The sequence below is a fragment of the Streptosporangium sp. NBC_01469 genome (assembly GCF_036227305.1).
In the GTDB taxonomy this organism is placed as follows: domain Bacteria; phylum Actinomycetota; class Actinomycetes; order Streptosporangiales; family Streptosporangiaceae; genus Streptosporangium.
In genome coordinates this window covers 6,495,256-6,519,751 of record NZ_CP109465.1, presented here as the reverse complement: position 1 = coordinate 6,519,751, position 24,496 = coordinate 6,495,256, and the positions used below count along the sequence as shown (strand labels likewise).

The following is a 24,496-nucleotide window of genomic DNA, read 5'->3' as shown; positions in this document are numbered from 1 at the left end:
GGGCACGGCCCTGCCGTCCGGCCTCCCGCGACGAGGATTCTCATGGGGCGACGATCTGCGCGGCGAGGGCGGAGGCCCGTTCGGTGCCGAGCCGCCCGTCGGCGACCACGACGGTGATCGCGCGTTCCAGCCGGTCGGGGACGCTCAGCGGCGCGTCCCAGGCCAGGGCCGGTCCGACGCCGGGGTATTCGGCGACGCGGACGAACCACGGGTCGAGCCCGAGGGTCTGCACGAACAGCAGGCTCCAGTCGTCGGAGGTCAACGCCAGCCAGGGTGAGAGACCGCCGTGCACGGCCTGCTCGCCGGAGACGCCGGCGGCGAAGACGTCCAGCCCGGTGGAGTCCCCGGGCGCGCGCCAGAAGAACCCGCCGTAGCCGGCGCCGGTCCGGCCCTTGCAGGCCGAACTCTGGATCGACAGCGGCTCGCCGGTCCGGTTGTCCAGCGTGAAGGCGACGTCCAGCGCCCAGGCGCCGGGCAGGGCGCGGGCGGTGAGGGTCCGCTCCTCGACGGCCAGGACGGTGCCGTCCGGTCCGACCCAGTCGAGGTGCTCGGCGAAGCCGCCGTCCACCGGGCGCAGCGAGCGCCGCCGCTGCCGCCCGTGGTTGGGGAGGATCTTCGGACCGGTGCCGGGCACGTAGGTGGAGCCGCCCCAGAAGTTGACCCCGTTGACATCGGAGATCGCCACGCTCGCCCCGAAGTGGTGCACGTGGTCGGCGGGCTGGGTCTCGGTCACGACCGTCCCGCGCAGGGTCCGGACCGGATGCAGGTGGGGCCGCGGCGCGTCCGTCGGCTGCAGGTCGCCCCGCTGGACGTAGGTCGCGACCTCCCGCGGACCGGCCCGCAGCACCGTCTCCGGCCAGGTGGCCGGCCGGGGGCCGGGGCCGCCGGGGAAACCGAGCTCCGACAGGGTTCTCAGCTCCGCCGCCGCGCGCACGGCCAGGCCCTCGATGCCCGGCAGCACCAGCCGGGACGGCTCCGTGCGGAAGCCGCCGACGGGCAGTGGGTCGGGGGCGCGCCGGATCTCGTCGAGCAGCCGGGTGAAGCCGCCGGTCCGCTCCAGCGGCACCAGCAGTTCCTCGCCCTCCCTGATGTGCGCCAGGAGATTGCCGAGGAGGTCGACCCGGTCGAAGCCGGTGCGGACGCCGTCCACCTCGATCTCGTCGAGGGTGTAGAAGAGCAGGGCCGAGCGTGTCTCGCCGTGCAGATGAAGGTAGGGCTCGGTCCGGCGGCCGGCGCAGAGGCTCACGGTGATCGCGATGACGGTGCCGTCGGCGAGGCGGATCCGGGCGCTGGAGGTGTCGTCGCAGGAGATCGCGTTGGCCCGGTACAGCTCCAGCTCGATCCCCTCGACCGAGGAGGCCGCGTCGGCCCCCGCGACGGCCAGCGCGGTGGCCGCCGCGTGCGCGAACGGGTTGGTCAGCGCGCCGTCCATGACGTCCACGCCGTCCAGCCTGCGGTGTCCCGCCCAGGGGGCGCGCGAGTAGTAGGTGAACGGGCGCGTCCAGGCTCCGGCGACGCCGATGCCGCGGATCGGCTCGCCCAGCAGCCGGGCCGCCGCGGGAACGGCGGCCGAGCCGAGCGACTGGAAGCCGACCTGGCAGGCCAGCCCCGTCTCGGCCACGGCGGCGGAGATCCGCTCGAACTCCTCCACCGACGGCGTGGGGGGCTTCTCCAGCAGCACGTGCGCCCCGGCCCGCAGGGCCGCGACGGCCAGCGGGGCGTGGGTGTGGATCGGCGTCGCGATCACCGCGACCTCCGCCCCGGTCTCGGCGATCAGCGACGGCAGGTCCGCCGACGAGGGCACGTCGAGGCCGGGCGACGGCCGGGTGTCGCAGACCCCGGCGAGCTCGGCCCGGCCGGCCGCGGCCAGCCGCCGGACGTTCGCCAGATGATTCCTCCCGTGGCCGTGCACCCCGGCGACCACCACGCGCACCGGCTTCACGGCACCCACCTCGTCGGCGCTCCGGTCGCCCGCAGCTCCGGCCCGGCGATCTCCACCGGGAGGGGCTGGGCGAGCAACCCGAGATCGGTCAGCGCGGCGTCCTCCACCCTCTCCACCATCGCGGGACGGTGCAGCGCGAGGGCGAGCTGGCCCGACAGCTCGGTGAGCAGGTGCGGATAGACCGGGACGCCGAAGACCCGGGCGAGCTCGGCGATCCGCAGGAACGGCGTGATCCCGCCGACCCGCACCAGGTTCGGCTGAACGACGTCGCAGGCGCCCCCCGTCAGCAGGTCGCGGAACCCGTGGGCGGTGGCGACGTTCTCGCCGACCGCGACCGGGGTGCCGATGCTCCGCCGCAGCTCCACCTGGGCGGCCAGGTCGTCGGCGGGCAGCGGTTCCTCGATCCAGAACAGGTCGTACCTCTCCAGGGCCCGCAGCGCGGTCCGGGCCCGGTGCAGGTCCCACCGCTGGTTGGCGTCGATCATCAGCAGCCGGTCGGGGCCGATCACCTCGCGGACCGCCGCCACCCGCTCGACGTCCTCGGCCAGCGAGGGGCGCCCGACCTTGATCTTGACCGCGGTGTATCCGGTGGCGACCCACCGTTCGGCCTGCGCCCGGAGTTCCTCCAGCGGGTAGTGGAGATTGACCCCGCTGCCGTAGACGGGGACGCTCTCGCGCCGCGCGCCGAGGACCTCGACCAGCGGACGCTCGCCGCAGCGCAGATCCCAGAGTGCGAGATCCACCCCGGCCAGGGCGATCGGGACGATCCCGGCCCGCCCCGCCTCGCCGAGGTGGGCCGACAGCCGGTCCCACACGAGCTCCGGATGCGGCGGCAGGCCGATCGCCGCGTCGCGGATGTCGTGCTCCAGCAGGGCCTTGACCGCCTGGGCCCCGATCTGCGGCGTCCACGCCATCCCGGTGCCGCTCCGCCCGTCGTCCAGCGTGATCGTGACGAGCAGCACGTGGTTGCGGGGCACGTCCGCGCCCCAGGGCCGGGCCAGGGGCACCGACCGCGGCGTGACCGTCAAATCCTTGATCATGACGCCACCAGGGCGAGTCCCGACTTGATCAGCGCCTCGAGCTCGGCCTCGTGCTCGGGCGCCACCGGGACCAGGGGCGGCCGGACCTGGCCGGCGTCCAGCCCGCGCAGCCGCACTCCGGCCTTGACCAGCGACACCGCGTAGCCCGGCACCTTGGAGCGCAGCCGCACCAGCGGCGCGTAGAACTCGGTGATCAGCCGTTCGTCGCCGTTCAGGTAGGCGTTGGCGATCTCGGGGGCGAAGCAGAACACCGCGCTGGAGTACAGGCCGACGCCGAGCGCCCGGTAGGCGGGCTGGGTCAGCTCGGCGGTCGGCAGCCCGTTGAAGAACAGGAAGTCCGGGCGGGCCTCCCGGACGGCCAGCACGATCCGCTGCATCCGGTCGATGTCGCCGAGGCCGTCCTTCAGCCCGATGACGCCGGGGATCGCGGCCAGCTCGACCGCCGCCTCCGGTTCGAGCGCGATCGGCCCGCGCTGGTAGATGATCACCGGGAGCTCGGCGGCGACCGCCCGTACGTAGGCGGGGAAACCGGGCCCCTGGACGAGGTAGGGCGGCATGAGCAGCAGCCCGTCGGCACCCGCCTCGCGGGCGGCCCGCGCCTGGGCGAGTGCGGCGCCGATCGGCCCGCCCGCTCCGGCGAACACCGGGACGGCCCCGGCCGTCGTCCGCACCGCCACCCGGACGGCCTCGGCGTGCTCGGCTTCCGACAGCGCGGTGAACTCGCCGGTCCCGCAGGCGGCGAACACGCCGCCGGGCCGGTGCTCAAGTCCCCGCCGGACATGGTCGGCCAGCACTCCGGGCGCGAGCTCGCCGTTCGGGCCGAAGGGGGTCACGGGGAAGAAAAGGACACCATCGAGATTCATGATCGGGGTTTCCCTCAGGAGAGTTCGGTGCGCCAGCTGCGCTTGGCGGTCCAGCCGAGCAGCCGCTCGGCCTTGGCGGAGGAGAAGGCGGGGGCGGTACCGGTCAGCTGGGCGGCGAACGCCTTCGTCTCCGGCATCACGGTCGGCAGCAGCTCGGCCAGCGGCTCGCGCGCCAGGGCGTCGCCGGCGCCCGCGAAGAAGACCTCACCGTTCGTCTCCAGCAGGGGGAGCCTGGTGAGCAGCGTGTCGACGAAGTCGCCGGCGTCGCGGGCGTCAAGGTAGTTGAACAGGGAGACCCCGCCGATCTCGGGCCGGTTCAGCCGCTCGCCGATCGTGTGCCCGGACTGGGTGGGCGCGCCCTCCCACTCCTCGGGCGCGACGACGAAGCAGGGGCGGACCGCGGCCATCCGGGTGGTCTCGGTGGTCCGGGCGAATGTCCGCATGGTCTGCTCGGCCACGACCTTCGACAGGTTGTAGGCGTTCCAGGGCTCCGTCGGGTGGTCCTCGTCGAGCGGCAGATAGGCGGGGGTCCAGCCGCCCGGCGCGCCGTATCCGATCACCGTGGGGCTGCTGGCCACGATGAGCTTCTCCACGCCGAGGGCGACCGAGGCCGCGCAGATGTTGAAGGCGAGCTGGGTGTTGACGCGGAACGTGGTGGGCTCGGAACGGCTGAACGGCACCGCGATGGCCGCCAGATGGACCACCGCCTCCGGCCGGAACCGCGCGATCACCGAGTGGGCCTCCCCCAGATCGGTGAGATCCGCAGGAAGGGCCGAGGCGGCCTCGCGCGGGGTCCCCGGCGCGCTGTCCACGCCGATCACCTCATGTCCGGCCGCCGCGAGTGAGGTGACCACGCTGCGGCCGAGCCGGCCCGCGCTGCCGGTGACGAGCACTCTGCTCACCGTGTGGACTCCTTCTGAAGACTGCAATCAGTTGCAGTAAACAATCGCGTCAGGCAGGACAATACGTCAAGTGAGCGGGCCCAATCACCGACAACCGGTCTCAGGATGGTTTACCGATCTGCAAACGGTTGCGTTAGGGTGTGCGGCATGTCAGTGACCATCCGGGACGTCGCCCATGCCTCAGGTGTCCATGTGTCGACGGTCTCCCGAACCTTCTCGGCACCTCATCTGGTGAACGCCGAGACCCGGACCCGGGTGCTGGCGGCGGCCGAGCAGCTCGACTACCGGCCTAACCGGGCGGCCCGCTCGCTCAAGACGGGCCGAACCAACAACATCGGGCTGATCGTGGCCGATCTGGCCAATCCGTTCTTCCCTCCGCTGATCAAGGCCGCGCAGGCCGCCGCCCGCCGTCAGGACTACCACCTGTTCGTGGCCGACACCGGCGAGGACCCCGCCGAGGAGGAGAACCTCGTACTGGCCTTCTCCAAGCAGGTCGACGGCATCGTGCTGTGCAGCCCCCGGCTGTCCAACAAGGCCCTCGAGAAGCTCTCCAAGCGTGTCTCGTTCGTGCTGGTCAACCGGCGTCTTCGCGGGCTGACCACGGTCGTGATGGACGTCGCCCACGGCGCCCGCGTCGCCATGGAACACCTCGTGGAACTCGGTCACCGGCGCGTCGCCCTGGTGACGGGCCCCGCCGGATCGTGGACCAGCGGCGAGATCCGCAAGGCCGTCGCGGAGATCCCCGATCTGGACACGGTCGTCATCGGCCCCAACTCCCCCACCGAGGAGGGCGGCATCGCCGCCGCGGCCAAGGTCGCCGAGGCCGGGGTGACCGGCGTGCTCGCCTACAACGACCTCGTCGCCATCGGCCTCATCGGGGGGCTGGAGGTCCTCGGTGTCGGCGTGCCGGGCGACGTCAGCGTGATCGGCTTCGACGACAGCATCACCGGACGGCTGCACCGCCCCAAACTCACCACGGTCGCGATGCCCGCGAGCGACGCCGGCCGGATGGCGGTCGACCTCCTCATCCAGTCGATGAGCGCCGCGACCGTCCTGGAGACCCACCTGGTGGTCCGCGACTCCACCGCGCCCCCCAGAGAGACCCCGTGAGCGTCGTCCGGGACCCGGCGTCCGCGACGTCCGGCCCCTCGTCGTGGAGGACATCTCCCCGGTAGCCGATCCACCACGGCCGACAGGGGCCGAGCCGTCCGACGAACCGCAACCGGGTGCCGTGTTCGGCGACCGGCTCCACCGGCGTCGACAAGGGCCAAGCCGGCCGGCGGTGCCCGGCTCCGCCGCCGACGAGGGCCGAGCCGTCCGACGGCCCGTGACCGGGTGCCGTGTCCGGCCGGCACCGGTGGTGGCGTCACCGTCCGCCCGGCGGCTCCCCATCCGCCAGGTGGCGGCGTCACCGTCCGTCATGTGGCCGGCCGGGCGACCTCCAAGGCCGACCTCCTCCTCGCCGCCGACGCCCCGGTGCCGTCGGTCGTGCCGCCGTCCCGCCCCCCGTTTCGGCCCGTCCCACCGGGCCCGCGCCACAACCGCACGGGCGGCCGTCCCGGGGACGGAACGGCTTCGGCGGGAGTCGTCCGCAGGGCGTTCACCAGGCGTTTCCCGCCTTTCACAGCGGGGGGCGAACCTGGGCCCGCAACTGCAATCGGTTGTACTAACTCGTATTCGAGCGAGATTTTTCCACTCGGCCTCCAGTGAGGCATATCCCTTCTGAACTGGGATAACGCCAAAAGCAACGTTACGATTCGTGAGCCAGCTCACTGCAAAGGGTTGACGTCTTAGTTCGTAAAGCTATAGGAAAAGCGCATCCCATTCACCAACTCCCCGAAGGGCCAGTGATGACGCTGAGTCCCGCACCGGCGGGGACGGCCGAGGTGCCGGTCGCGCCCCCGGAAAAGGCGGGCGCCCCCCACCCAGGGCGTCTCAAGAGCTCCCGAGGCCGATCGCAGGCGCTGGCGGCCTACCTGTTCCTGGCCCCTTGGTTCATCGGCCTGTTCGCGATCACGCTCGGCCCGATGATCGCCTCGCTCTACCTGTCCTTCACCGACTACAGCCTGCTGAGCGACGCCCACTGGGTCGGCTTCGACAACTACGAGAAGATGTTCGTCCAGGACGACCGGTTCACGGCCTCGCTGCAGGTGACGACCACCTACGTGGTGGTGTCCGTCCCGCTGCAGCTGGCCTTCGCCCTGGCGCTGGCGCTCGTGCTGGACAGGGGCCTGCGCGGCCTGCCGTTCTACCGCTCGATCTTCTATCTGCCGTCGCTGCTCGGGGGCAGTGTGGCGATCTCGATCCTCTGGCGGAAGATCTTCGGGACCGACGGCATCGTCAACTCGTTCCTGGGCCTGTTCGGCTACGAGGGCCAGGGCTGGGTGACCAGCCCCGACACCGCGTTGTGGACGCTGATCATCCTGCACGTCTGGACGTTCGGCGCCCCGATGGTCATCTTCCTGGCCGGGCTCCGCCAGATCCCGCAGAGCCTGTACGAGGCGGCGGCGGTCGACGGCGCCGGCAGGTGGCGGAAGTTCCGCTCGATCACCCTGCCGCTGCTCACCCCGATCATCTTCTTCAACCTGGTGCTGGAGGTGATCAAGTCGTTCCAGTCCTTCACCCAGTCGTTCATCGTCAGCGGCGGCAACGGCGGACCGGTCGACTCGACCCTGTTCTACACGCTCTACCTCTACATCAAGGGCTTCAAGAACTACGAGATGGGTTACGCGGCCGGGATGGCCTGGGTGCTGCTGCTCATCATCGCCGCGCTGACCGCCGTCAACTTCCTCATGTCTCGATTCTGGGTTTTCTATGGCGACGACAAGTAAGCGCGTGCCGGCCCTGTTCCGGCCCGCCCCACGCCTGGTCAGGCACCTGCTGCTCATCGCCGCCGGGCTGTTCATGCTCTACCCGCTGCTCTGGATGATCTCCAGCTCGCTCAAGCCCGAGGAGCTGATCTTCCGGGAGCCGGGGCTGATGCCGACCGCGGTGACGGCCGAGAACTACACCGAGGGCTGGGGCGCGCTCAAGCACTCCTTCGGTTACTACCTGTGGAACTCGGCGGTCGTCACCTCCCTGGCGGTGGTCGGCAACCTGGTCGCCTGCTCGCTCGCGGCCTACGCCTTCGCCCGGCTGGAGTTCCCGCTGAAGAAGATGTGGTTCGCGATCATGCTCGGCTCGATCATGCTGCCGCACCACGTCACGGTCGTCCCGCAGTACATCGTGTTCGCCAAGATCGACTGGATCAACACGATCTGGCCGATCGTCGCGCCGAAGTTCCTCGCGACCGACGCGTTCTTCATCTTCCTGATGGTGCAGTTCATCCGCACCCTTCCCCGAGAGCTGGACGAGGCGGCGGCGATCGACGGCGCGGGCTACTGGCGCACGTTCGTCCAGGTGATCCTGCCGTTGTGCGTCCCGGCGCTGGCGACCACCGCGATCTTCACCTTCATCTGGACGTGGAACGACTTCTTCACCCAGAACCTCTACCTGACCAACTCCGACAACCTCACCGTTCCCGTCGCACTCCGGCAGTTCATGGACTCCAGCGGCGAGTCCTCCTGGGGTCCGCTGTTCGCGATGTCGATCATCTCCCTCGGCCCGATCTTCGGCTTCTTCCTCGCGGGCCAGAAGTACCTCATCCGCGGCATGGCGACCACCGGCCTCAAATAGCCCCTCCCATCCCCCGTCCCCCGGAGGTATCCCGATGAAGCGCATCCTGGCGGCCACCGCCATCACACTGCTCGCCGTGTCGGCCACCGCGTGTGGCAGCGACGACAGCGGTGAATCCGGCGGGAAGACGAAGGTCGTCTTCTCGTACTGGGGCAGCGACGCCCGGCAGAAGCTGACGGAGTCGGCCATCGCCGCGTTCGAGAAGAAGAACCCGACGATCGACGTCGAAGGCGACTTCTCCGACTGGGACAGCTACTACGAGAAGCTGGCCACCAAGACCGCGGCCGGCGACGCCCCGGACGTCATGTCCATCGAGATCCGCGGTCTCGCCGAGTACGCCGGTCGCGCCACCCTCGCCGACCTCACCGGCAAGGTCAACACCGCCGACCTCGACCAGGAGGTGCTCAAGGCCGGCCAGGTCGACGGCAAGCAGTACGCCATCCCCACCGGCGTCAACACCTTCCCGATGATCGTCAACAGGGCGACGGTGGAGAAGGCGGGCCAGAAGGTCCCGGACGACAAGTCATGGACCTGGGACGAGTACATCTCGATCTCCCAGAAGGTGACCGAGCAGGGCGACGGCAAGGTCTGGGGCACCGAGTACAACGAGAACCCCGCCTTCCTGCAGCTGTTCGCCGCCCAGCGCGGGGAGCAGTTCTACAAGGACGGGAAGATCGGCCTGTCGGAGCAGACCATCAAGGACTGGTGGGTCCTCCTGCAGAAGATCATCTCCACCAAGGCGGGTCCGGGCGCCGCCCAGATGCTGGAGACCGGCACCAAGGTCGACCAGGCCCTGCTCGCCACGAACGCCAGCGCGTTCGGCAGCTGGTGGAGCAACCAGCTCACCGCGCTGAGCAAGGGCTCCGGCCAGGAGCTCGACCTGCTGCGGATGCCGAAGGCCGAGGGCGCGACCACGGCCGGCATGTTCCTGCAGCCGGCGATGTACTACACGATCTCGTCGAAGACCGAGAAGGCCGACGCCGCCCAGAAGTTCGTCGACTTCCTCGTCAACGACGCCGAGGCCGGTGCCATCCTGCTCAGCGACCGCGGCCTGCCGACCAACCCCAAGGTCGTCACCGCCATCAAGGACAAGCTGACCCCGGCCGACCAGAAGGTGCTGGCCTTCATCGACTCGATCAGGAGCGAGCTGAGCCCGATCTCGATCCCGCCGAAGGGCGCCATGGAGATGGAGGACATCCTCAAGCGCGCCACCGACTCGGTGCTGTTCGCCAAGACCTCCGCGGACGACGCGGCGAAGGCCTTCCTCAACGAGGCCAACACCGCCATCACCAAGTAACCGGGATCCGCCGACGTGCCGTACGGCTCGCGCCGAGCCGTACGGCACCCCTGTCTCCGCCTTCCGCCTTCCCCTTCATGGAGCTGCTGATGCGATACGCCTTCGTCGGGCTCGGCCACCGGGCACAGCTGTACGTCGACGCGCTGCTCGGCGAGTGGGGCGACACCGGCGAGATCGCCGCCCTCTGCGACGTCAACCGGACCCGGCTCGGCTACTACCTCGACCGGATCGGACGCGACGTCCCGTGCTTCGCGCCGCACGAGTTCGGCAAGATGCTCCAGCTCGCGGACGCCGTCGTGGTCGCCACCGTCGACGCCACCCACGCCCGCTACGTCGTCGCCGCGCTGGAGGCGGGCAAGGACGTCATCGTGGAGAAGCCGCTGTGCACCACCGCCGAGGACTGCGCGGCCATCGTCGAGGCCGCCGGGCGGAGCACCGGCCGGCTCGTCGTCACCTTCAACTACCGCTACTCGCCGCGCAACAGCGCCGTCCGCCGGCTGATCGCCGACGGGGCGATCGGCGACGTCACCTCCGTGCACTTCGAGTGGGTGCTGGACACCATCCACGGAGCCGACTACTTCCGCCGCTGGCACCGCGACAAGGCCAACTCCGGCGGCCTGCTGGTGCACAAGTCCACCCACCACTTCGACCTGGTCAACTGGTGGCTCGCCGACACCGCCCGCTCCGTCTACGCCCGGTCGGCGCTGCGGTTCTACGGAGCCGGCAACGCCCGCGCCCGCGGCCTGCGCGACCGGCCGGAACGCGGTCACGGGGCGCCGGGACTCGGCACCGACCCCTACCTCCTCGACATCTCCGCCGACCCCCGGCTCCAGCGCCTCTACCTGGACGCCGAGCACGAGGACGGCTACATCCGCGACCAGGACGTGTTCGGTGAGGGCGTGACCATCGAGGACAACATGGCCGTCCTCGTCGGCTACTCCCGTGGGGCGACGCTCACCTACTCCCTCAACGCCCACGGCCCCTTCGAGGGCTACCGGGTGGCCTTCAACGGCACCGGAGGACGGCTGGAGCTGGAGGTCGTCGAACGCGCCTGGACTCCGCCGCGAGCCGCGGTCGACCCGACCGCCGCCGACAAGGCCCACGCCGCCGGCGCCTCCGAGCGGCTCGTCCTGCGGCGGCACTGGAGCGAACCGGAGGAGATCGCCGTCTCCTCCGGCGCGGGCGGCCACGGCGGCGGCGACGCCCTGATGCTGAACGACATCTTCCGCGGCGCCGGCGAGGATCCCCTGGGCCGTCAGGCGGGGCACCGCGCGGGCGTCGCCGGCGTGATGGTCGGGATCTCGGCCAACCTGTCCGCCGCGAGCGGCATGCCCGTCCTCCTCGACGACGACGGCACCCGGCCCGCGGGCTGATCCGATGAAGCCCCGCTATTCGGACGTGAAGTCGTCGCGGTGTGGAGGTGGGACCACCGGCACGAAGTTTGTTATAGCCAGTAGTGATACTGATACGCTGTAACCGTTGAGTCGGCGTGACAACGGGGAGGCGGCGCATCATGACGGAGACCTCCGGGACTCCCCGCGAGCGGTACCGGGCGCAGGTGCGCGAGGAGGTCAAGGAACGGGCGTGGGAGCAGATCGCCACCGCGGGCGCCTCCGCGCTCTCCCTCAACGCGATCGCCAAGCAGATGGGAATGAGCGGCCCGGCGCTCTACCGCTACTTCGGCAGCCGCGACGAGTTGATCACCGAGCTCATCGGGGACGCGTACCGCGGCCTGGCCAAGACGTTCCGCTCCGCCGCCGAGGCGGGCGCCGACCTCGCCGGACTCGCGCACGCGCTGCGCCGGTGGGCGATCGAGGACCCCCAGCGCTACTTCCTCATCTACGGCACGCCGGTGCCCGGCTATCACGCTCCCGACGACGTGACCGCGATCGCGTCGGAGATCATGGCGACGCTGCTCGACGCCTGCGTGGCCGGGTCACCGGACACGGACGCGGCGACGGCGTTCGGCGAGCATCTCCGGCACCACCGCCGGTGGGCGGGCGATCACCCCGCCCCGCCCGCGGCACTGCACCGGGCCCTCTCCTTCTGGGCCCGGCTGCACGGCGCGCTGTCCCTGGAACTCGCCGGCCACTTCACGGGAATGGGCTTCGACCCCTCCCTGCTGTTCACCGCGGAGCTGGACGACCTGCTCCGCCGCTGAGCCGCAGGCGCACGGGCTGCGACAGGAGAGGGCGGCCAGGCCGCCGCGACGTCGCCGTCAGTGCTCACCGAGCGGCTTGCGCCAGATCAGATCATCGTCTCGGTCGCCTGAAGACGCTCCGCGAAGCGGTCGCCGGGCGAGGTTCGCCGACCGCCCCGGCGAAGTACCGATGTCAGCCGACGTGGACCAGGGGGCGGCGGGCGGTGTCGGCCTCGGCCTGGCGCAGCACCTCTCGGGTGAGGGGTGGGATGTCGCCGCCGCCGAAGACGAGATAGCGCAGCAGCGCGCCGATGGGGTTGCCCTCCGCGGCCCAGTGGAAGTAGACGTGCGGGGTCTTGCCGGTCTGGTCACGCAGGTAGAGCAGCAGGGCGGCGATGGCGTTGGCGATCGTGGGGCTCTCCATCCGCAGGATACGGAAGCCGTGGCGTTCCTCACCGACGACGCGCAACTCCCCGGCGAACTCCGAGGCGTCCGGGACGCTCACCTCCAAAAACAGCAGCCCCTCGCCGGTGCGCAGCCGGTGCAGCTCCCAGGCCTCGCGGGCCTTGTCGACGTACTCCTTGCAGTCGCGCTCGTGCGGCTCGTTGGCGATCAGCCGGATCTCTCCGGACTCGCTGATGTAGCGGCGTGCCAGGTCGTCCAGGGTGACCTTGGTGACGCGCAGCTCGGTGGAGCGGGTGGCCCGGGAGATCAGCGAGGTGATCACGATGGCCAGCACGAACAGCAGGGCGATCACCAGGCCGTCGGGGCGTTCGATGATGTTGGCGACGGTGGCGTAGCCGAAGATCAGTGTGATGATCCCGAACGGGATCGCGGCCCGGACGCGGCCGGCGTTCCAGGCGGCCAGAGTGACCGCGACGGCGGCCGAGAGGATCAGCGCGAGCACGCCGGTGGCGTAGGCACCGCCCTGGGACTCCACGTCGGCGCCGAAGAACAGGGTGATGAGAAAGGAGATGGCGGTGAAGACCAGCACCATCGGCCGGGCGGCGCGCGACCAGTCGGGGGCCATGCCGTAGCGGGGCAGGTAGCGCGGCACGATGTTGAGCAGCCCGGCCAGCGCCGAGGCTCCGGCGAACCACAGGATCGCGATCGTGGACAGGTCGTAGACGGTGCCGAACCCGCCTCCCAGGTAGGTGTGGGCCAGATAGGCCAGTGCACGCCCGTTGGCCGAGCCGCCCTCGGCGAACTCAGCGGCCGGGATGAGCACGGTGGTGGCGAAGCTGGAGGCGATCAGGAAGACGCTCATGATGATCGCCGCGGTGGTCAGCAGTTTTCTCGCGCCGCTGATCCGCTGGGCGAGGTCTCCCTTGACCAGGGGCATCACGGCCACACCGGTCTCGAAGCCGGACAGGCCGAGGGCGAGTTTGGGCATGACGTACAGCGAGACGGCGATCATCGCGATCGGGCTGGACTGCCGGCTGGTCAACGCCGCCTGCCAGTCGGTGACCAGCACGGGATCGGCGAGTATCCGCTGCAGGGCCGTCGCCAGGACGACCACGTTCAAGGTGAGGTAGACGACCACCAGGATGACGGCGATCGAGATGGCCTCGCTGAACCCGACCAGGAACACCCCGCCGAGTGCGGCTATCAGCGCCAGCGTGACCGGCACCTGCCAGCCGGAGAGGAAACCGGGCACGAACGGGTTGTGCAGGATGTGGGCGGTGGCGTCGGCCGCCGACAGGGTGATCGTGATGATGAACGCGGTGGCGACGAACCCGAGCAGGAACAACACCAGCAGCTTGCCCCGCCAGCCGGGCAGCAGGCGTTCCAGCATCGACAGCGAGCCCAGCCCGTTGGGGCTCTGCTCGGCCACCGCCCGGTAGGTCGGCAGCGCGCCGAACAGGGTCAGCGCCACCAGCAGCACGGTGGCGACCGGGCTGAGCGCCCCGGCGGCCAGCGCGGCGATGCCCGGCTGGTAGCCCAGGGTGGAGAAGTAGTCCACGCCGGTCAGGCACATCACCTGCCACCAGGAATGCCGGTGCTCGGGCGGCTCCTCGTGATCCGGGACACCGGTCCTGGGGTCGGAGCGCTGCAGCCCCTTCAACAGCCATCCCCGCAGCCCCGCGCTCACCTGCGTCGACGCCGGTGTACCTGCCACTGTCTCTCCCTGCGCTGTACATCGTCACCTGGTTCCCGATAGGCGTTGACGGCGCGCTGTCGCACCACCGGGTACCCGTCAGGTGCCGGTGTCCGGGCTTCGCCGCCGGTCACGCCCTACAACCGCAGGATCGAGGCGGACGAGCGGGGGGTTCGCGGCGAGGGGACGCCATGACGCGCCGAAGCCCACCGGTCGCCGTCCGGCGAGGAGACGACGAGTCGTCCCGGGCCGCGGGGCGCGGTCGGGAGGGGGCGCGGGAGAGGAAGACGAGACACGCCATATTCCCTACCGGTCCGGCCGCCGGGCGCCTAGGAAATCATGCGGATCCATACGCGTTCTTGACGCCTGTTCGCCATAGTTCGTCCCGCTTTGCCGATGTATCAACTGTCTTGCTATGGTTCCTGCGCCTCTCTTGGATCCCTGGGCCGGGAAAAGCCCGGCCACCGGCGACAGGGGTGATCACCGGACGGGAGCAGCACGGCGTGGCGACCGGCTACCCGCCCGGCTTCGTCAGCGGCCTGGGCCTCCGCTCGCCCCGCTAGGCCTCCGCGCCGAAGTGGGCGGCGTGCTCAACGGCCCACTCCTCGAACGAACGCGGCTCGCGACCGGTGATCTCACGCACCGTGGGCGAGATGGAGATCGACTCGGGTGGCGGGTTGCCCTGCCAGGAGGCGAGCAGCTCGACGAGCTCCTCGGCGTGCCCCGCCTGCCGCCAGCGCCGGCGCGCCTGCTCCTCGGTGAGCTCGACGAGGCGAAGCGGACGGCCCGTCGCCTCCGCGATCGCGGCCAGGCGCTGGCGCCGGCTGAGCACCCGAGGCCCCGTGAGCACGTATGTCCTCCCCGCGTGGCCGCCGCGCACGAGCACCGCCGCCGACACGGCGCCGACGTCGGCCTCGTCCACCACCCCGCCGGGAACGTCGGCGAACGGCTCACGCACCTCGCCCTCCGCCCTGATGTCCGGCGCCCAGGCCAGCGCGTTACTCATGAAGTCGACCGGCTGCAGCCTGGTCCACTCAAGGCCGCTCGCCGCGAAGGCCTCCTCCACCGGGCCCACCTCGCCGTTCCACAACAGCGCGACCCGCCGCACTCCCGCCTTCTCCGCCAGCCTGGCCAGCTCCGGTCCGGTCCGCAGCGTGGCGTAGTCGTCGCCACCCACGGTCAGCAGATGCACGCCCTCGACACCGTCGAAGGCCGGCCCCAGCGTTCCGGGATCGGTGAGATCGCCCCGCACCACCTCCACGGACTCCGGCAGGTCGGCCCCGGCCGGATCCCTGGTCAGCGCGCGCACTCTCCGCCCCGTACGGAGCAGGTGGTCGACCACGTGCCGGCCGACCCGGCCCGTCGCTCCGGTCACCAGAAACGTCATTGGCATGCCTCTCTCTGGACGAGACACCGACGCTATGTCCCATCCCGCGCCCGCCGCATCGGACCATTGGCCTAGGACTTGCGAAACCGGCCCCGGTCAAGTCCTCCGCGACATGGTCCACGACGCCCACGGCGAGCGGCCGATCCGCCGCGAACCCGACTCCATCAATCCCGGCGAACCACCGGGCCACCGCACTCGCCGATCCTGCCCGGCGAGGGAGTCGGCCACGAGGCCGGCGCCGTGCGGCGGTTCTCCGCCACCCCGCCGACCCGCCACCCCGCGCTTCCCGTTCTCCCGTATTGTGACCGTATGGCTACACTGTGTAATTGAGTTTCGAGGATGCGCCAGCGCTCCAACCAGGGTGGGAGATCACGATGTTCTTCACTGTGCCGCAGTCGATTGCCCGGGAGCTGCCCCGGTTCCTGAACGCCGTGGGACGGATCCCGCTGGTCCGCAGGGCGGTCAGCACCGTGGTGATCGAAGTCCTGGCCGGCTCGACCTCGCCGAGGCCGCGCGCGCTGTCGATGGCCGACGACTACACCAGCTGGAAGAGCCTGACCGACCGGACGTTCAGCGGACGCCACCTGCCCCCGATCCTGCCGTCACCGGAAGAACTACCGAGTGAGGAGAGCGTCAACGACCTGTTCCGGCGCCGCAAGGACGAGCGGGGAGAGGACGTGGAGATCGAGTCCACGGACACCAGCGTGATGTTCATGTTCTTCGCGCAGTGGTTCACCGACAGTTTCCTGCGGACCAGCAGGGAGGACTTCCGCAAGAACACCTCCACCCAGGAGATCGACCTCTGCCAGATCTACGGGCTCACCGAAGAGAAGACGCACCTGCTGCGCGCGCATCAGGACGGACGGCTGAAAAGCCAGCTGATCGACGGCGAGGAATACCCCGAATTCCTCTTCAAGCCGCGATCCCCGGGGAAGCCGCCGGTGTTCAAACCGGAGTTCGAAGGACTCCACGACCCTGAGTTCATCATCAAGGTGCTCCTTGAGGACGCCCCCGAGAAGCAGAAGGACCTGTTCTTCGCCGTCGGGCTGGAGCACGGCAACTCCACCATCGGCAACACCATCATGAACGTCGTCTTCCTGCGCGAACACAACCGGATCGCGGGCCTGCTCAAGAAGGCGCATCCGGAATGGGCCGACCGGCCGGAGGGAGCCGACCCCCACCTGTTCGAGACCACCCGCAACATCATGATCGTCCTGCTGCTCAAGCTGGTGGTCGAGGAGTACGTCAGGCACATCAGCCCGTACGACTTCCCGCTGGAGGCCGTCCCGTTCATCGCGGACGGGAAACGCTGGAACCGTTCCAACTGGGTCTCGATAGAGTTCAACCTGCTGTACCGGTGGCATTCGCTCGTTCCCAGCACGATCGGTTCCGGTCCGGACCGGCTGGAATCGACCGGCTTCCGCAACAACAACCCGCTCGTCTTGTCCCGCGGGATCGAATCCCTGATCTCTCAGTGCTCCAGGGAACGCGCCGGGCGGATCGGCCTCATGAACACGCCCCACTTCCTGGTCGACCGCGATCCCGCCCACCCCGACCGCCCCTCGGTGCAGGAACGGACCATCGCCCTGGCGCGCAAGGCGCAACTCGCCTCTTACAACGACTACCGCGAGAATTTCGGCCTCGGACGGCTCAAGGACTTCGGCCAGCTCACGAAGGACACCGACCTGCGGGGACGTCTGGAGAAGCTCTACGACGACGACATCGACAAACTCGAATGGTACGTGGGCATCTTCGCCGAGGACTACTCCCGCGACGAGATGATGGGCAGGCTGATGACGACCATGGTCGCCTACGACGCCTTCACCCAGGCCCTGACCAACCCCCTCCTCGCCCGCAACGTCTTCAACGAGGCCACCTTCACCGGTGTCGGCCTGGACCTCATCAAGAAGACGAAATCCCTGCAACAGATCGTCGCCCGCAACTCCACCTCTCCCGAATCCGTCCGCTGCACCTTCCGCTGCTGACCCAAGGTTTTCCCGTGGTGCCGCTCCGGCTCGCCGATGGTCCTGGCGGGGCCGCGCGGTGGTTCGCCGCCGTCGTGCAGCGCGGCTATCGCGGCCCGCAGCCGGCAGTGGTGTTTCGCCCAAAGCGGTACGACTGGCGCGTGACGGGCACTGCAACGCCGAGAGGTTCTCGAAGAAGATGTCGCAGAGGATGTCGAGACCGGCCTGGCGGCTCCGTCTCAGGGGCGGATGCGGCCACCGTGGCCGTGCCACACCAAGGAGACCCAGCATGACGATCCAGCGGATGGACAACGTCCTCATCGTTGTCGACGACCTTGACGCTGTTATTTCGTTCTTCGTCGAACTCGGCATGGAGCTGGAAGGCAAGGCGCCGATCGAGGGACGTTGGGTGGAGCGTGTCATCGGGATCGACGACGTCCGACAGGACGTCGCGATGCTGCGGACCCCGGACGGCCACGGCCGAATCGAGCTGGCGATGTTCCACACGCCGAAGGCGATCAGTGCCGAGCCGAAGGACGCACCCGCGAACACGCTGGGCATTCGTCGCATCATGTTCGCCGTCGACGACATCGAGGACGTCGTTGCCCGCCTGCGCACCCACGGCGCCGAACTCGTCGGCGAGCTGGCGCGATACGAGGACAGCTACCGGCTCTGCTACGTCCGCGGCCCCGAGGGCATCATCGTCGGACTGGCCGAACAACTCAGCTGAAGGCTGCCGAAGGGACCGTGCGCCCGGGGAACCTCCCGGGCACCCTCGCACGGGAGGTGCGCCGGACCGTCGGTCGCGTACGCACCCGCGAGTCCACCGCCACCCCTGACGACCAGTACCCCGTTCCACTCGAACTTCGTCGGTTTCAGGGGCGGTGCTGCTCGTCCTGTCCGGGAGCACCCTGCGCCTTCCGGACTTGGGTCACACCAGGCCCTGCAACGTTCGGATTAACCTTGTACCCGATCATCTTTCGCGATTCATTCGTTACGTCACGATGAGGTCATGTCGGGACGCTTTTTGAAATGGATCGGCATGACCGTGTTCGCCGCCACGGTGAGCGGACTGGGCCTTTACCTGCTCACCCGGGACAAGCTGGAGGAGGCCGATCAGTCGGCGAGCGTGATCGGCGCGTTCATCGGCCTGGGCAGCCTGGCCCTGACGCTCTACGGAATGCTCGCCGACCGCGGTACCCGTTCGGCCTCGACGCCGGTGAATCCCGAGGAAACCATCGTCGCGGCCAAGAAGGCGCTGACCGGCCTGGTGGCCCGGCAGTGGCGCACCGAGGCGACCATCCGCGCCCTGGACGATCCCGAACCGATCCCGATCACCTGGCACCTGGTCGACGACGCCGCGACGATGGACCACCCACGCCTGGTCGGCGAGCACCTGTGGACGTTCACCGGCTCCAGCGACCGGATCCCCGAACTCGCCGATGCCTTTCGCAGGTTGCGGCGCCGACGGCTGGTCATCACCGGCAGCCCCGGCACCGGTAAGACCACCCTGGCCATTCAGCTGCTGCAGCACCTGGTGGCCCCCGGCCACGACGCGGCCGATCCGGTGCCGGTGCTGGTACCCGTCAACGGCTGGGACACCACCACCCACCCGCGGCTGCACGACTGGCTCGCCGCCCGCCTGCCCCTTGACTACCCGGCGCTGACCGCCCCGCGGTTCGGGACAGCCGCCGCTCAGGCCCTGCTCGATCACGGCCACATCCTGCCCATCCTGGACGGCCTGGACGAGATCCCCGACCACGCCCGCACTCAGGTGATCCGCGCGTTGAACCGGTGGCTGGCCGAGGGCGACTCCTTCATCCTCACCAGCCGCACCACCGAATACGACCGGGCGGTCAAGCAGGCCGGCGACGTGCTCAACGCCGCCGCCGTCATCGCCCCGGCCCCGATCACCGCGGCCGACGCCGAAACCTACCTGCGCGCCTGCCTGCCGCCGGCCCCCCGCCACGACTGGACCCCGATCTGGGCCGCGCTGCACAACGCCACCCACCCGGGCCTGAGCCGGCTGGCCGAAACCGCGCTGGGACTGTGGCTGATCCGCACCGTCCACATCACACCCGCCACCGACCCCATCCCCCTGACCGGCCCCCCGGCCCGGCAGGAGACGACACTGCGGGCCCATCTGTTCGACCACCTCATCCCCGCCGCCATCGACAGCCGACCCCCCAGCAGCGACCCCGCCGAACACTTCCGGCCCCGCACCGCCTGGAACCCCGACCACACCCGCGACCACCTCACCTACCTCGCCCGCCTCCTGCACCACCACAACACCTACGACCTGGCCTGGTGGCAACTCGCCCAGCACACCATCCCTCCCGCCGGACGACGCCGCACCGTCCGGCGGGCCGTGCTCGTGGTCGGTCTTACCGGCGGGCTCATGGCCGCACTCGGGCTTCCGGGCGGGTTCGGGCTCGCGTTCGGGCTCATGGCCGGGCTCGTGATCAGGCGCAGGGGCGGCCTCGCGTTCGGGCTCACGGGCGTGCTGGTGGGCAGCCTCGCGTTCGGGCTCGAGTTCGGGCTCGTGGGCGTGCTCGCGATCGGGTTCGCGGTCGGACGCGGTACATGGTTCACCGAGACCCCCGGTTATGCCGATCTGCATCTGTCAGGAAGAACAACCGACCTCATCAAAAACGTGCGAAACGCGCTCGCGAAATGGCTCGCGGTTGGGTTCGCGTTCGGGCTCGCGTTCGGATTCATGGACGGGCTCATGGACGGGCTCATGAACGGGCTCGTGTTCGGGCTCGCGTTCGGGCTCCTGGTCGGACTCGCGGTCGGACTCGCGGTCGGATCCGCGGACGGGGTGATCAAGTGGGCGGAACAGCCCGCCTCCTCCACGATCGCGACCACACCGCTGACGAGCTGGAAAGCCGACAGAACCCTGACACTGCTACGAGTCATAACGCTCGGGCTCGGAGTCGGGCTCGGGCTCGGGCTCCTGGCCGGGCTCATGTCCGGGCCCATGGGTGGGATCACGTTCGGGATCACGCTCGGGCTCACCTTCGGGCTCACGCTTGGAAATCACCATGCTTGGCTGGCCTACACGATCGCCGCCCGGCGATTGGCCAAAAAGGGGCACCTGCCCCGCAAGCTGATGGCGTTCCTCGACGACGCCCACCGCCTCGGCCTGCTCCGCACCGTCGGCCCCGTCTACCAGTTCCGCCACGCCGAACTCCAAGACCACCTCGCCGCACCACCATCGCCGAGCAGCGAGCCCACCGGCACGGCCACAACACCAAGATCCACCGAAAATGCCAGCTGAATCCGAACGATCCGGAACGCGACCGCCGCGACGACCTCGTCGGCCTCCCCGGCCTGCCCAGGCGTCGCGATCCGCGTGTCGACACGCACTTTCGCGGCACGCGTGGCGGTGACCGGTGAGCGTGCCTCCGAGATGCCGGGAGCGGGCGCGTCCTCCCGGCCCGGTTCCGGGCCCGCCTGAGGGAGGCCGGGGCCCGCCGGCACAACGGCCGCGCCGTCGCGGGCACCCGGGCTCCCTCTCGACGGGCGGGTCAGTCGGTGCCGAACTCCATCGCGGCGCGGTCGAGCATCTCGTCGTCGCCGGAGACCGTGCCGCGTGAGGCGATGGCCTCCGCGCCGCCCTGCGGCATCGCGCCGATCAGCCCGGTGGAGGCCGCCTGGGCGGCGCCGATGAGCGCGGGATGGGTGGTGCCGACCATGCCGAGGTTGGCGTACTGCTCGAGCTTGGCACGCGAGTCGGCGATGTCGAGGTTGCGCATGGTGAGCTGGCCGATCCGGTCCACCGGACCGAACGCAGAGTCCTCGGTGCGCTCCATCGACAGCTTGTCCGGGTGGTAGCTGAAGGCCGGGCCGGAGGTGTCCAGGATCGAGTAGTCCTCGCCGCGCCGCAGCCGCAGCGTCACCTCGCCGGTGATCGCCGTGCCGACCCAGCGCTGCAGCGACTCTCGCAGCATCAGCGCCTGCGGGTCGAGCCAGCGGCCCTCGTACATCAACCGGCCGAGCCGCCGCCCCTCGTTGTGGTAGCTCGCCAGGGTGTCCTCGTTGTGGATCGCGTTGACCAGCCGCTCGTACGCCGCGTGCAGCAATGCCATCCCGGGCGCCTCGTAGATGCCGCGGCTCTTGGCCTCGATCACCCGGTTCTCGATCTGGTCGGACATGCCCATGCCGTGCCGTCCGCCGATCGTGTTCGCCTCCATCACCAGGTCGACCGGGGTGGCGAACTCCTTGCCGTTGATCGTTACCGGGCGGCCCTGGTCGAAGCCGATGGTCACGACCTCGGTGGCGATCTCGACCGCGGGATCCCAGAACCGCACGCCCATGATCGGGTCCACGGTCTCGATGCCGGTGTCGAGGTGCTCCAGGGTCTTGGCCTCGTGGGTGGCACCCCAGATGTTGGCGTCGGTCGAGTACGCCTTCTCGGTGCTGTCACGGTAGGGCAGGTCGTGGGCGAGCAGCCACTCCGACATCTCCTTGCGGCCACCGAGCTCGGACACGAAGTCCGCGTCGAGCCAGGGTTTGTAGATGCGCAGGTGGGGGTTCGCGAGCAGACCGTAGCGGTAGAACCGCTCGATGTCGTTGCCCTTGAACGTCGAGCCGTCGCCCCAGATCTGCACGTCGTCGTCGATCATCGCCCGGACCAGCAGGGTCCCGGTGACGGCACGGCCGAGCGGCGTGGTGTTGAAGTAGGGGCGCCCGGCCGAGCGGATGTGGAACGCGCCGCAGGTGAGCGCGGCCAGGCCCTCCTCGACCAGCGCCGCGCGGCAGTCGACCAGGCGCGCGATCTCGGCACCGTACGTCAACGCGCGGCCGGGCACCGAGGCGATGTCGGGCTCGTCGTACTGGCCGATGTCGGCGGTGTAGGTGCACGGGACGGCACCGTTGTCGCGCATCCACGCGACGGCGACCGAGGTGTCGAGGCCGCCGGAGAAGGCGATGCCGACGCGCTCGCCGGTGGGCAAGGAGGTGAGAACCTTGGACATGAAACAAGAGTATGCATCACGACGCATGACTATGCAAAATCTCGCCCGCCACGACCTCGCCGACCGGCCTGATCGTTTACGGCCACGTCAGGCGGGCCCCAGCTCCCGCAGGATCCGCAGCACCTCCCGGGGATCTCCCCGCACCTCGGGCGGCAGGCTCACGTAGAGCTGGAGCGAGGTGACCCCGGGCCGGTGGAACCGGGCGATCCGTTCCCGGCAGTCCTCCGGCGTCCCGTTGACGAACAGTTCGTCCACGACCTCCGCGGGAAGCGCGGCGGCGGCGCCCGCGTGGTCGCCCCGGTCCCACAGGTCGTGGGTCTCGGCGAGCAGGCCGCCCCGGCCGAGCCATTCCTGGAACCTCCGGTACGGCTCGCGGTTCAGGATCCAGGCGAGGAACGGCCGGGTCGCCCGCCGTACGAACTCGGGGTCGTCCGACGGGCACACGAACACCTTCACCACGAGTTCCTTACCGGGCGGCTGGGGCCCGACCGTCTCGACGATCTTCGGCACGTCCGCGGCGGAGAGCAGGTTGGAGATGGCCCCGTCGCCGTCCTCGAACCCCATCCGCAGCATCCCCGGCCGCAGCGCTCCCACGATCACCTTGGGCGGCTCGGCCGGCACCCAGGGGAGCCGGTAGCCGGTGATCTCGAAGGTGTCGAAGGGCCCGGTCACGTACTCGCCGCGGAGCGCGCTCCTGACGAAGCGGACCACGTCGCGGGTCCGTTTGAAGGGCTCGGTGAACGGGATGCCGTTGATGTCGCTGACGTGCGCGGGCACCGAGGAGCCCACGCCGAGCAGCACCCGTCCCGGCGCGACCTCGGCGAGCGTCGCCGCGTGCTGGGCGAGCACGGCGGGTCCCCGGGTCTGGGCGGGGACGATCCCGGTGGCCAGGCGCACCCGTGAGGACCAGGCGGCGGCCAGGGCCAGCGGGGTGAAGGCGTCGTGGCCGCCGCCCTCGGCCGTCCATACGTCCGAGTAACCGAGGTCGGGCATGCGCTCCACGATGTGCCGGTGCGCGGCCAGCGGGATGCCCGGCAGCGGCAGTGTCACCCCCCACGACGGCGTCGTCGGCCCAGTCGCCGGCCCGGTCATCGGCTCAGCCCCGCGGCACCGGCGGCACGGGGCCGGTCGGGCGACGAGGGGCGCCTCGCCACGGCGGGGCTCTGGAAAACGATCACGACACGACCTCGGTCAGATGGAACATTTCACACCGATAGTGTCGGGAATCCCTAAAATAAGACAGCAAGGTATTTATGCTGATACAGGAGGTCATAGGGTGAGCGCCGACGCCCGTCGCGAGCTCGGCACGTTCCTGCGTGCCCACCGGGAAACGCTCAGTCCCCGAGACATCGGCCTGCGGCCGGGAGGCCGCCGCCGCACACCGGGGCTCCGCAGGGAGGAGGTGGCCACGCTCTCCGGAGTCGGCATCGCCTGGTACACCTGGCTGGAGCAGGGCAGGGTCTCAGCCTCCCGGCAGGTGCTCGAATCGGTGGCCAGGACCCTGAGACTCGACGACGACGGCCTCCGCCACGTGCTGGCGCTGTCCGGCCTGGCCGCCCCGAACCTGCCCGCCGATCCCACGCTGGCCGCCCGGATGCGCCCGATCCTGGACAGCTGGCCCCTGTCCCCCGCGCTGCTGCTGGACCGCCACTTCGACCTGCTGGCGTGGAACGCCGCCTACGCCGCCCTGTGGGGCGACCCGGGGCGGATCCCCGCCGAACGCCGCAACCTCATGTGGGTCATGACGGGCGATCCGCGCACGATGGGACTGCTTCGCGACTGGGAGCCCCTGGCGATGAGCGTGTTCCAGCACTTCCGGGGCCAGGCGGGCCCTTACCTGGACGACGTGCGCACCGGGGAGGTGTACGCGCTCCTGGAGCGTGACCGCCCCGATCTGACCAACTGGTGGCAGTGCCCGTCGGTCGCCACCTTCAGCACCCGCGACGTCGTGGTCGAGGGGCCGATGACGTTCGTCTTCTCCCTCCTCCACCCGGTGGAGGAACCGGGTGCGCTGATCCTGCTGCAGACACCGCGCAACGAGGCCGACCGGCTGCGGATGGCGGCGCTGACGACAACGGCGACGACGGCGACAGCGGCGTTGGCGGCCCGCGTGGACCCGGAACCGGCGCGCCGCTGATCGGACCGGTCGGTGCTCGGCCTGTTCGCTGCGGGGCCGGGCACCGGTCAGGCCGTCCTCGAGGCGTTCACC

Annotated in this window: 18 protein-coding genes; 10 read left to right on the top strand and 8 right to left on the bottom strand. The window is 70.0% G+C overall.

The features are described 5' to 3' along the window. Positions 1 to 40: 40 nt before the first annotated feature. From OG587_RS28585 to OG587_RS28570, 4 genes are read right to left on the bottom strand one after another with little or no spacing between them, the layout of a single operon-like run. On the bottom strand, positions 41 to 1,942 hold the full coding sequence (locus tag OG587_RS28585; RefSeq protein ID WP_329080552.1) for a DUF6807 family protein: 1,902 nt from the start codon (positions 1,940 to 1,942) through the stop codon (positions 41 to 43). Next, positions 1,939 to 2,982 (bottom strand): mandelate racemase/muconate lactonizing enzyme family protein, encoded by a 1,044-nt coding sequence (locus OG587_RS28580; protein WP_329080550.1) that lies wholly within the window; start codon positions 2,980 to 2,982, stop codon positions 1,939 to 1,941. The genes OG587_RS28585 and OG587_RS28580 overlap by 4 nt, the downstream gene beginning before the upstream one ends. Then, positions 2,979 to 3,845, bottom strand: a complete 867-nt coding sequence (locus tag OG587_RS28575; protein ID WP_329080549.1) for a 5-dehydro-4-deoxyglucarate dehydratase — start codon at positions 3,843 to 3,845, stop codon at positions 2,979 to 2,981. The genes OG587_RS28580 and OG587_RS28575 overlap by 4 nt, the downstream gene beginning before the upstream one ends. 14 nt (positions 3,846 to 3,859) lie before the next feature. Then, positions 3,860 to 4,747, bottom strand: a complete 888-nt coding sequence (locus OG587_RS28570) for an NAD-dependent epimerase/dehydratase family protein (protein ID WP_329080547.1) — start codon at positions 4,745 to 4,747, stop codon at positions 3,860 to 3,862. Between the two features lie 147 nt (positions 4,748 to 4,894). Between OG587_RS28570 and OG587_RS28565 the strand changes: the two genes are divergently transcribed. The 6 genes from OG587_RS28565 to OG587_RS28540 all read left to right on the top strand — a co-directional run bounded on the left by OG587_RS28565 (position 4,895) and on the right by OG587_RS28540 (position 11,880). Then, complete coding sequence (locus OG587_RS28565) at positions 4,895 to 5,857, top strand: LacI family DNA-binding transcriptional regulator (RefSeq protein ID WP_329080545.1); 963 nt, start codon at positions 4,895 to 4,897, stop codon at positions 5,855 to 5,857. 740 nt (positions 5,858 to 6,597) lie between these two features. Continuing rightward, positions 6,598 to 7,578 (top strand): carbohydrate ABC transporter permease, encoded by a 981-nt coding sequence (locus tag OG587_RS28560; RefSeq protein WP_329080543.1) that lies wholly within the window; start codon positions 6,598 to 6,600, stop codon positions 7,576 to 7,578. Further along, a complete protein-coding gene (locus tag OG587_RS28555; protein ID WP_329080542.1) occupies positions 7,562 to 8,422 on the top strand; it encodes a carbohydrate ABC transporter permease in 861 nt (286 codons plus the stop codon). The genes OG587_RS28560 and OG587_RS28555 overlap by 17 nt, the downstream gene beginning before the upstream one ends. Positions 8,423 to 8,456: 34 nt before the next feature. Next, positions 8,457 to 9,719 carry an ABC transporter substrate-binding protein gene (locus OG587_RS28550; RefSeq protein WP_329080541.1) on the top strand — a complete coding sequence of 421 codons (1,263 nt, stop codon included), beginning with the start codon at positions 8,457 to 8,459 and terminating at the stop codon, positions 9,717 to 9,719. 89 nt (positions 9,720 to 9,808) lie between these two features. After that, on the top strand, positions 9,809 to 11,092 hold the full coding sequence (locus OG587_RS28545; RefSeq protein WP_329080540.1) for a Gfo/Idh/MocA family protein: 1,284 nt from the start codon (positions 9,809 to 9,811) through the stop codon (positions 11,090 to 11,092). 140 nt (positions 11,093 to 11,232) lie between these two features. After that, entirely contained in the window at positions 11,233 to 11,880 is a 648-nt protein-coding gene (locus OG587_RS28540) for a TetR/AcrR family transcriptional regulator (protein WP_329080538.1), read from the top strand. A gap of 172 nt (positions 11,881 to 12,052) precedes the next feature. Here the strand turns inward: OG587_RS28540 and OG587_RS28535 are convergent, their stop codons facing one another. Together OG587_RS28535 and OG587_RS28530 are read right to left on the bottom strand one after the other, a co-directional pair. Then, complete coding sequence (locus OG587_RS28535) at positions 12,053 to 13,978, bottom strand: amino acid transporter (RefSeq protein WP_329080536.1); 1,926 nt, start codon at positions 13,976 to 13,978, stop codon at positions 12,053 to 12,055. Positions 13,979 to 14,516: 538 nt separating this feature from the next. Further along, entirely contained in the window at positions 14,517 to 15,344 is an 828-nt protein-coding gene (locus OG587_RS28530; protein ID WP_329080534.1) for an NmrA family NAD(P)-binding protein, read from the bottom strand. Positions 15,345 to 15,718: 374 nt separating this feature from the next. On the opposite strand from OG587_RS28530, the gene OG587_RS28525 reads away from it, so the two are divergent. From OG587_RS28525 to OG587_RS28515, 3 genes are all read left to right on the top strand, one after another. Next, entirely contained in the window at positions 15,719 to 17,329 is a 1,611-nt protein-coding gene (locus OG587_RS28525) for a peroxidase family protein (RefSeq protein WP_329080532.1), read from the top strand. 283 nt (positions 17,330 to 17,612) lie between these two features. Next, positions 17,613 to 18,038: a VOC family protein gene (locus OG587_RS28520; protein ID WP_443075634.1), complete on the top strand. Its 426-nt coding sequence runs from the start codon at positions 17,613 to 17,615 to the stop codon at positions 18,036 to 18,038. A 282-nt stretch (positions 18,039 to 18,320) separates the two neighbouring features. Further along, entirely contained in the window at positions 18,321 to 20,588 is a 2,268-nt protein-coding gene (locus OG587_RS28515) for an NACHT domain-containing protein (RefSeq protein WP_329080527.1), read from the top strand. A gap of 250 nt (positions 20,589 to 20,838) precedes the next feature. Here the strand turns inward: OG587_RS28515 and argG are convergent, their stop codons facing one another. Both argG and OG587_RS28505 read right to left on the bottom strand, forming a co-directional pair. Then, positions 20,839 to 22,287: an argininosuccinate synthase gene (argG, locus tag OG587_RS28510; RefSeq protein ID WP_329080525.1), complete on the bottom strand. Its 1,449-nt coding sequence runs from the start codon at positions 22,285 to 22,287 to the stop codon at positions 20,839 to 20,841. 87 nt (positions 22,288 to 22,374) lie between these two features. After that, positions 22,375 to 23,337, bottom strand: a complete 963-nt coding sequence (locus tag OG587_RS28505) for an LLM class F420-dependent oxidoreductase (protein ID WP_329080523.1) — start codon at positions 23,335 to 23,337, stop codon at positions 22,375 to 22,377. Between the two features lie 226 nt (positions 23,338 to 23,563). On the opposite strand from OG587_RS28505, the gene OG587_RS28500 reads away from it, so the two are divergent. Beyond that, positions 23,564 to 24,424: a helix-turn-helix transcriptional regulator gene (locus OG587_RS28500; protein WP_329080521.1), complete on the top strand. Its 861-nt coding sequence runs from the start codon at positions 23,564 to 23,566 to the stop codon at positions 24,422 to 24,424. Positions 24,425 to 24,496: the final 72 nt, after the last annotated feature.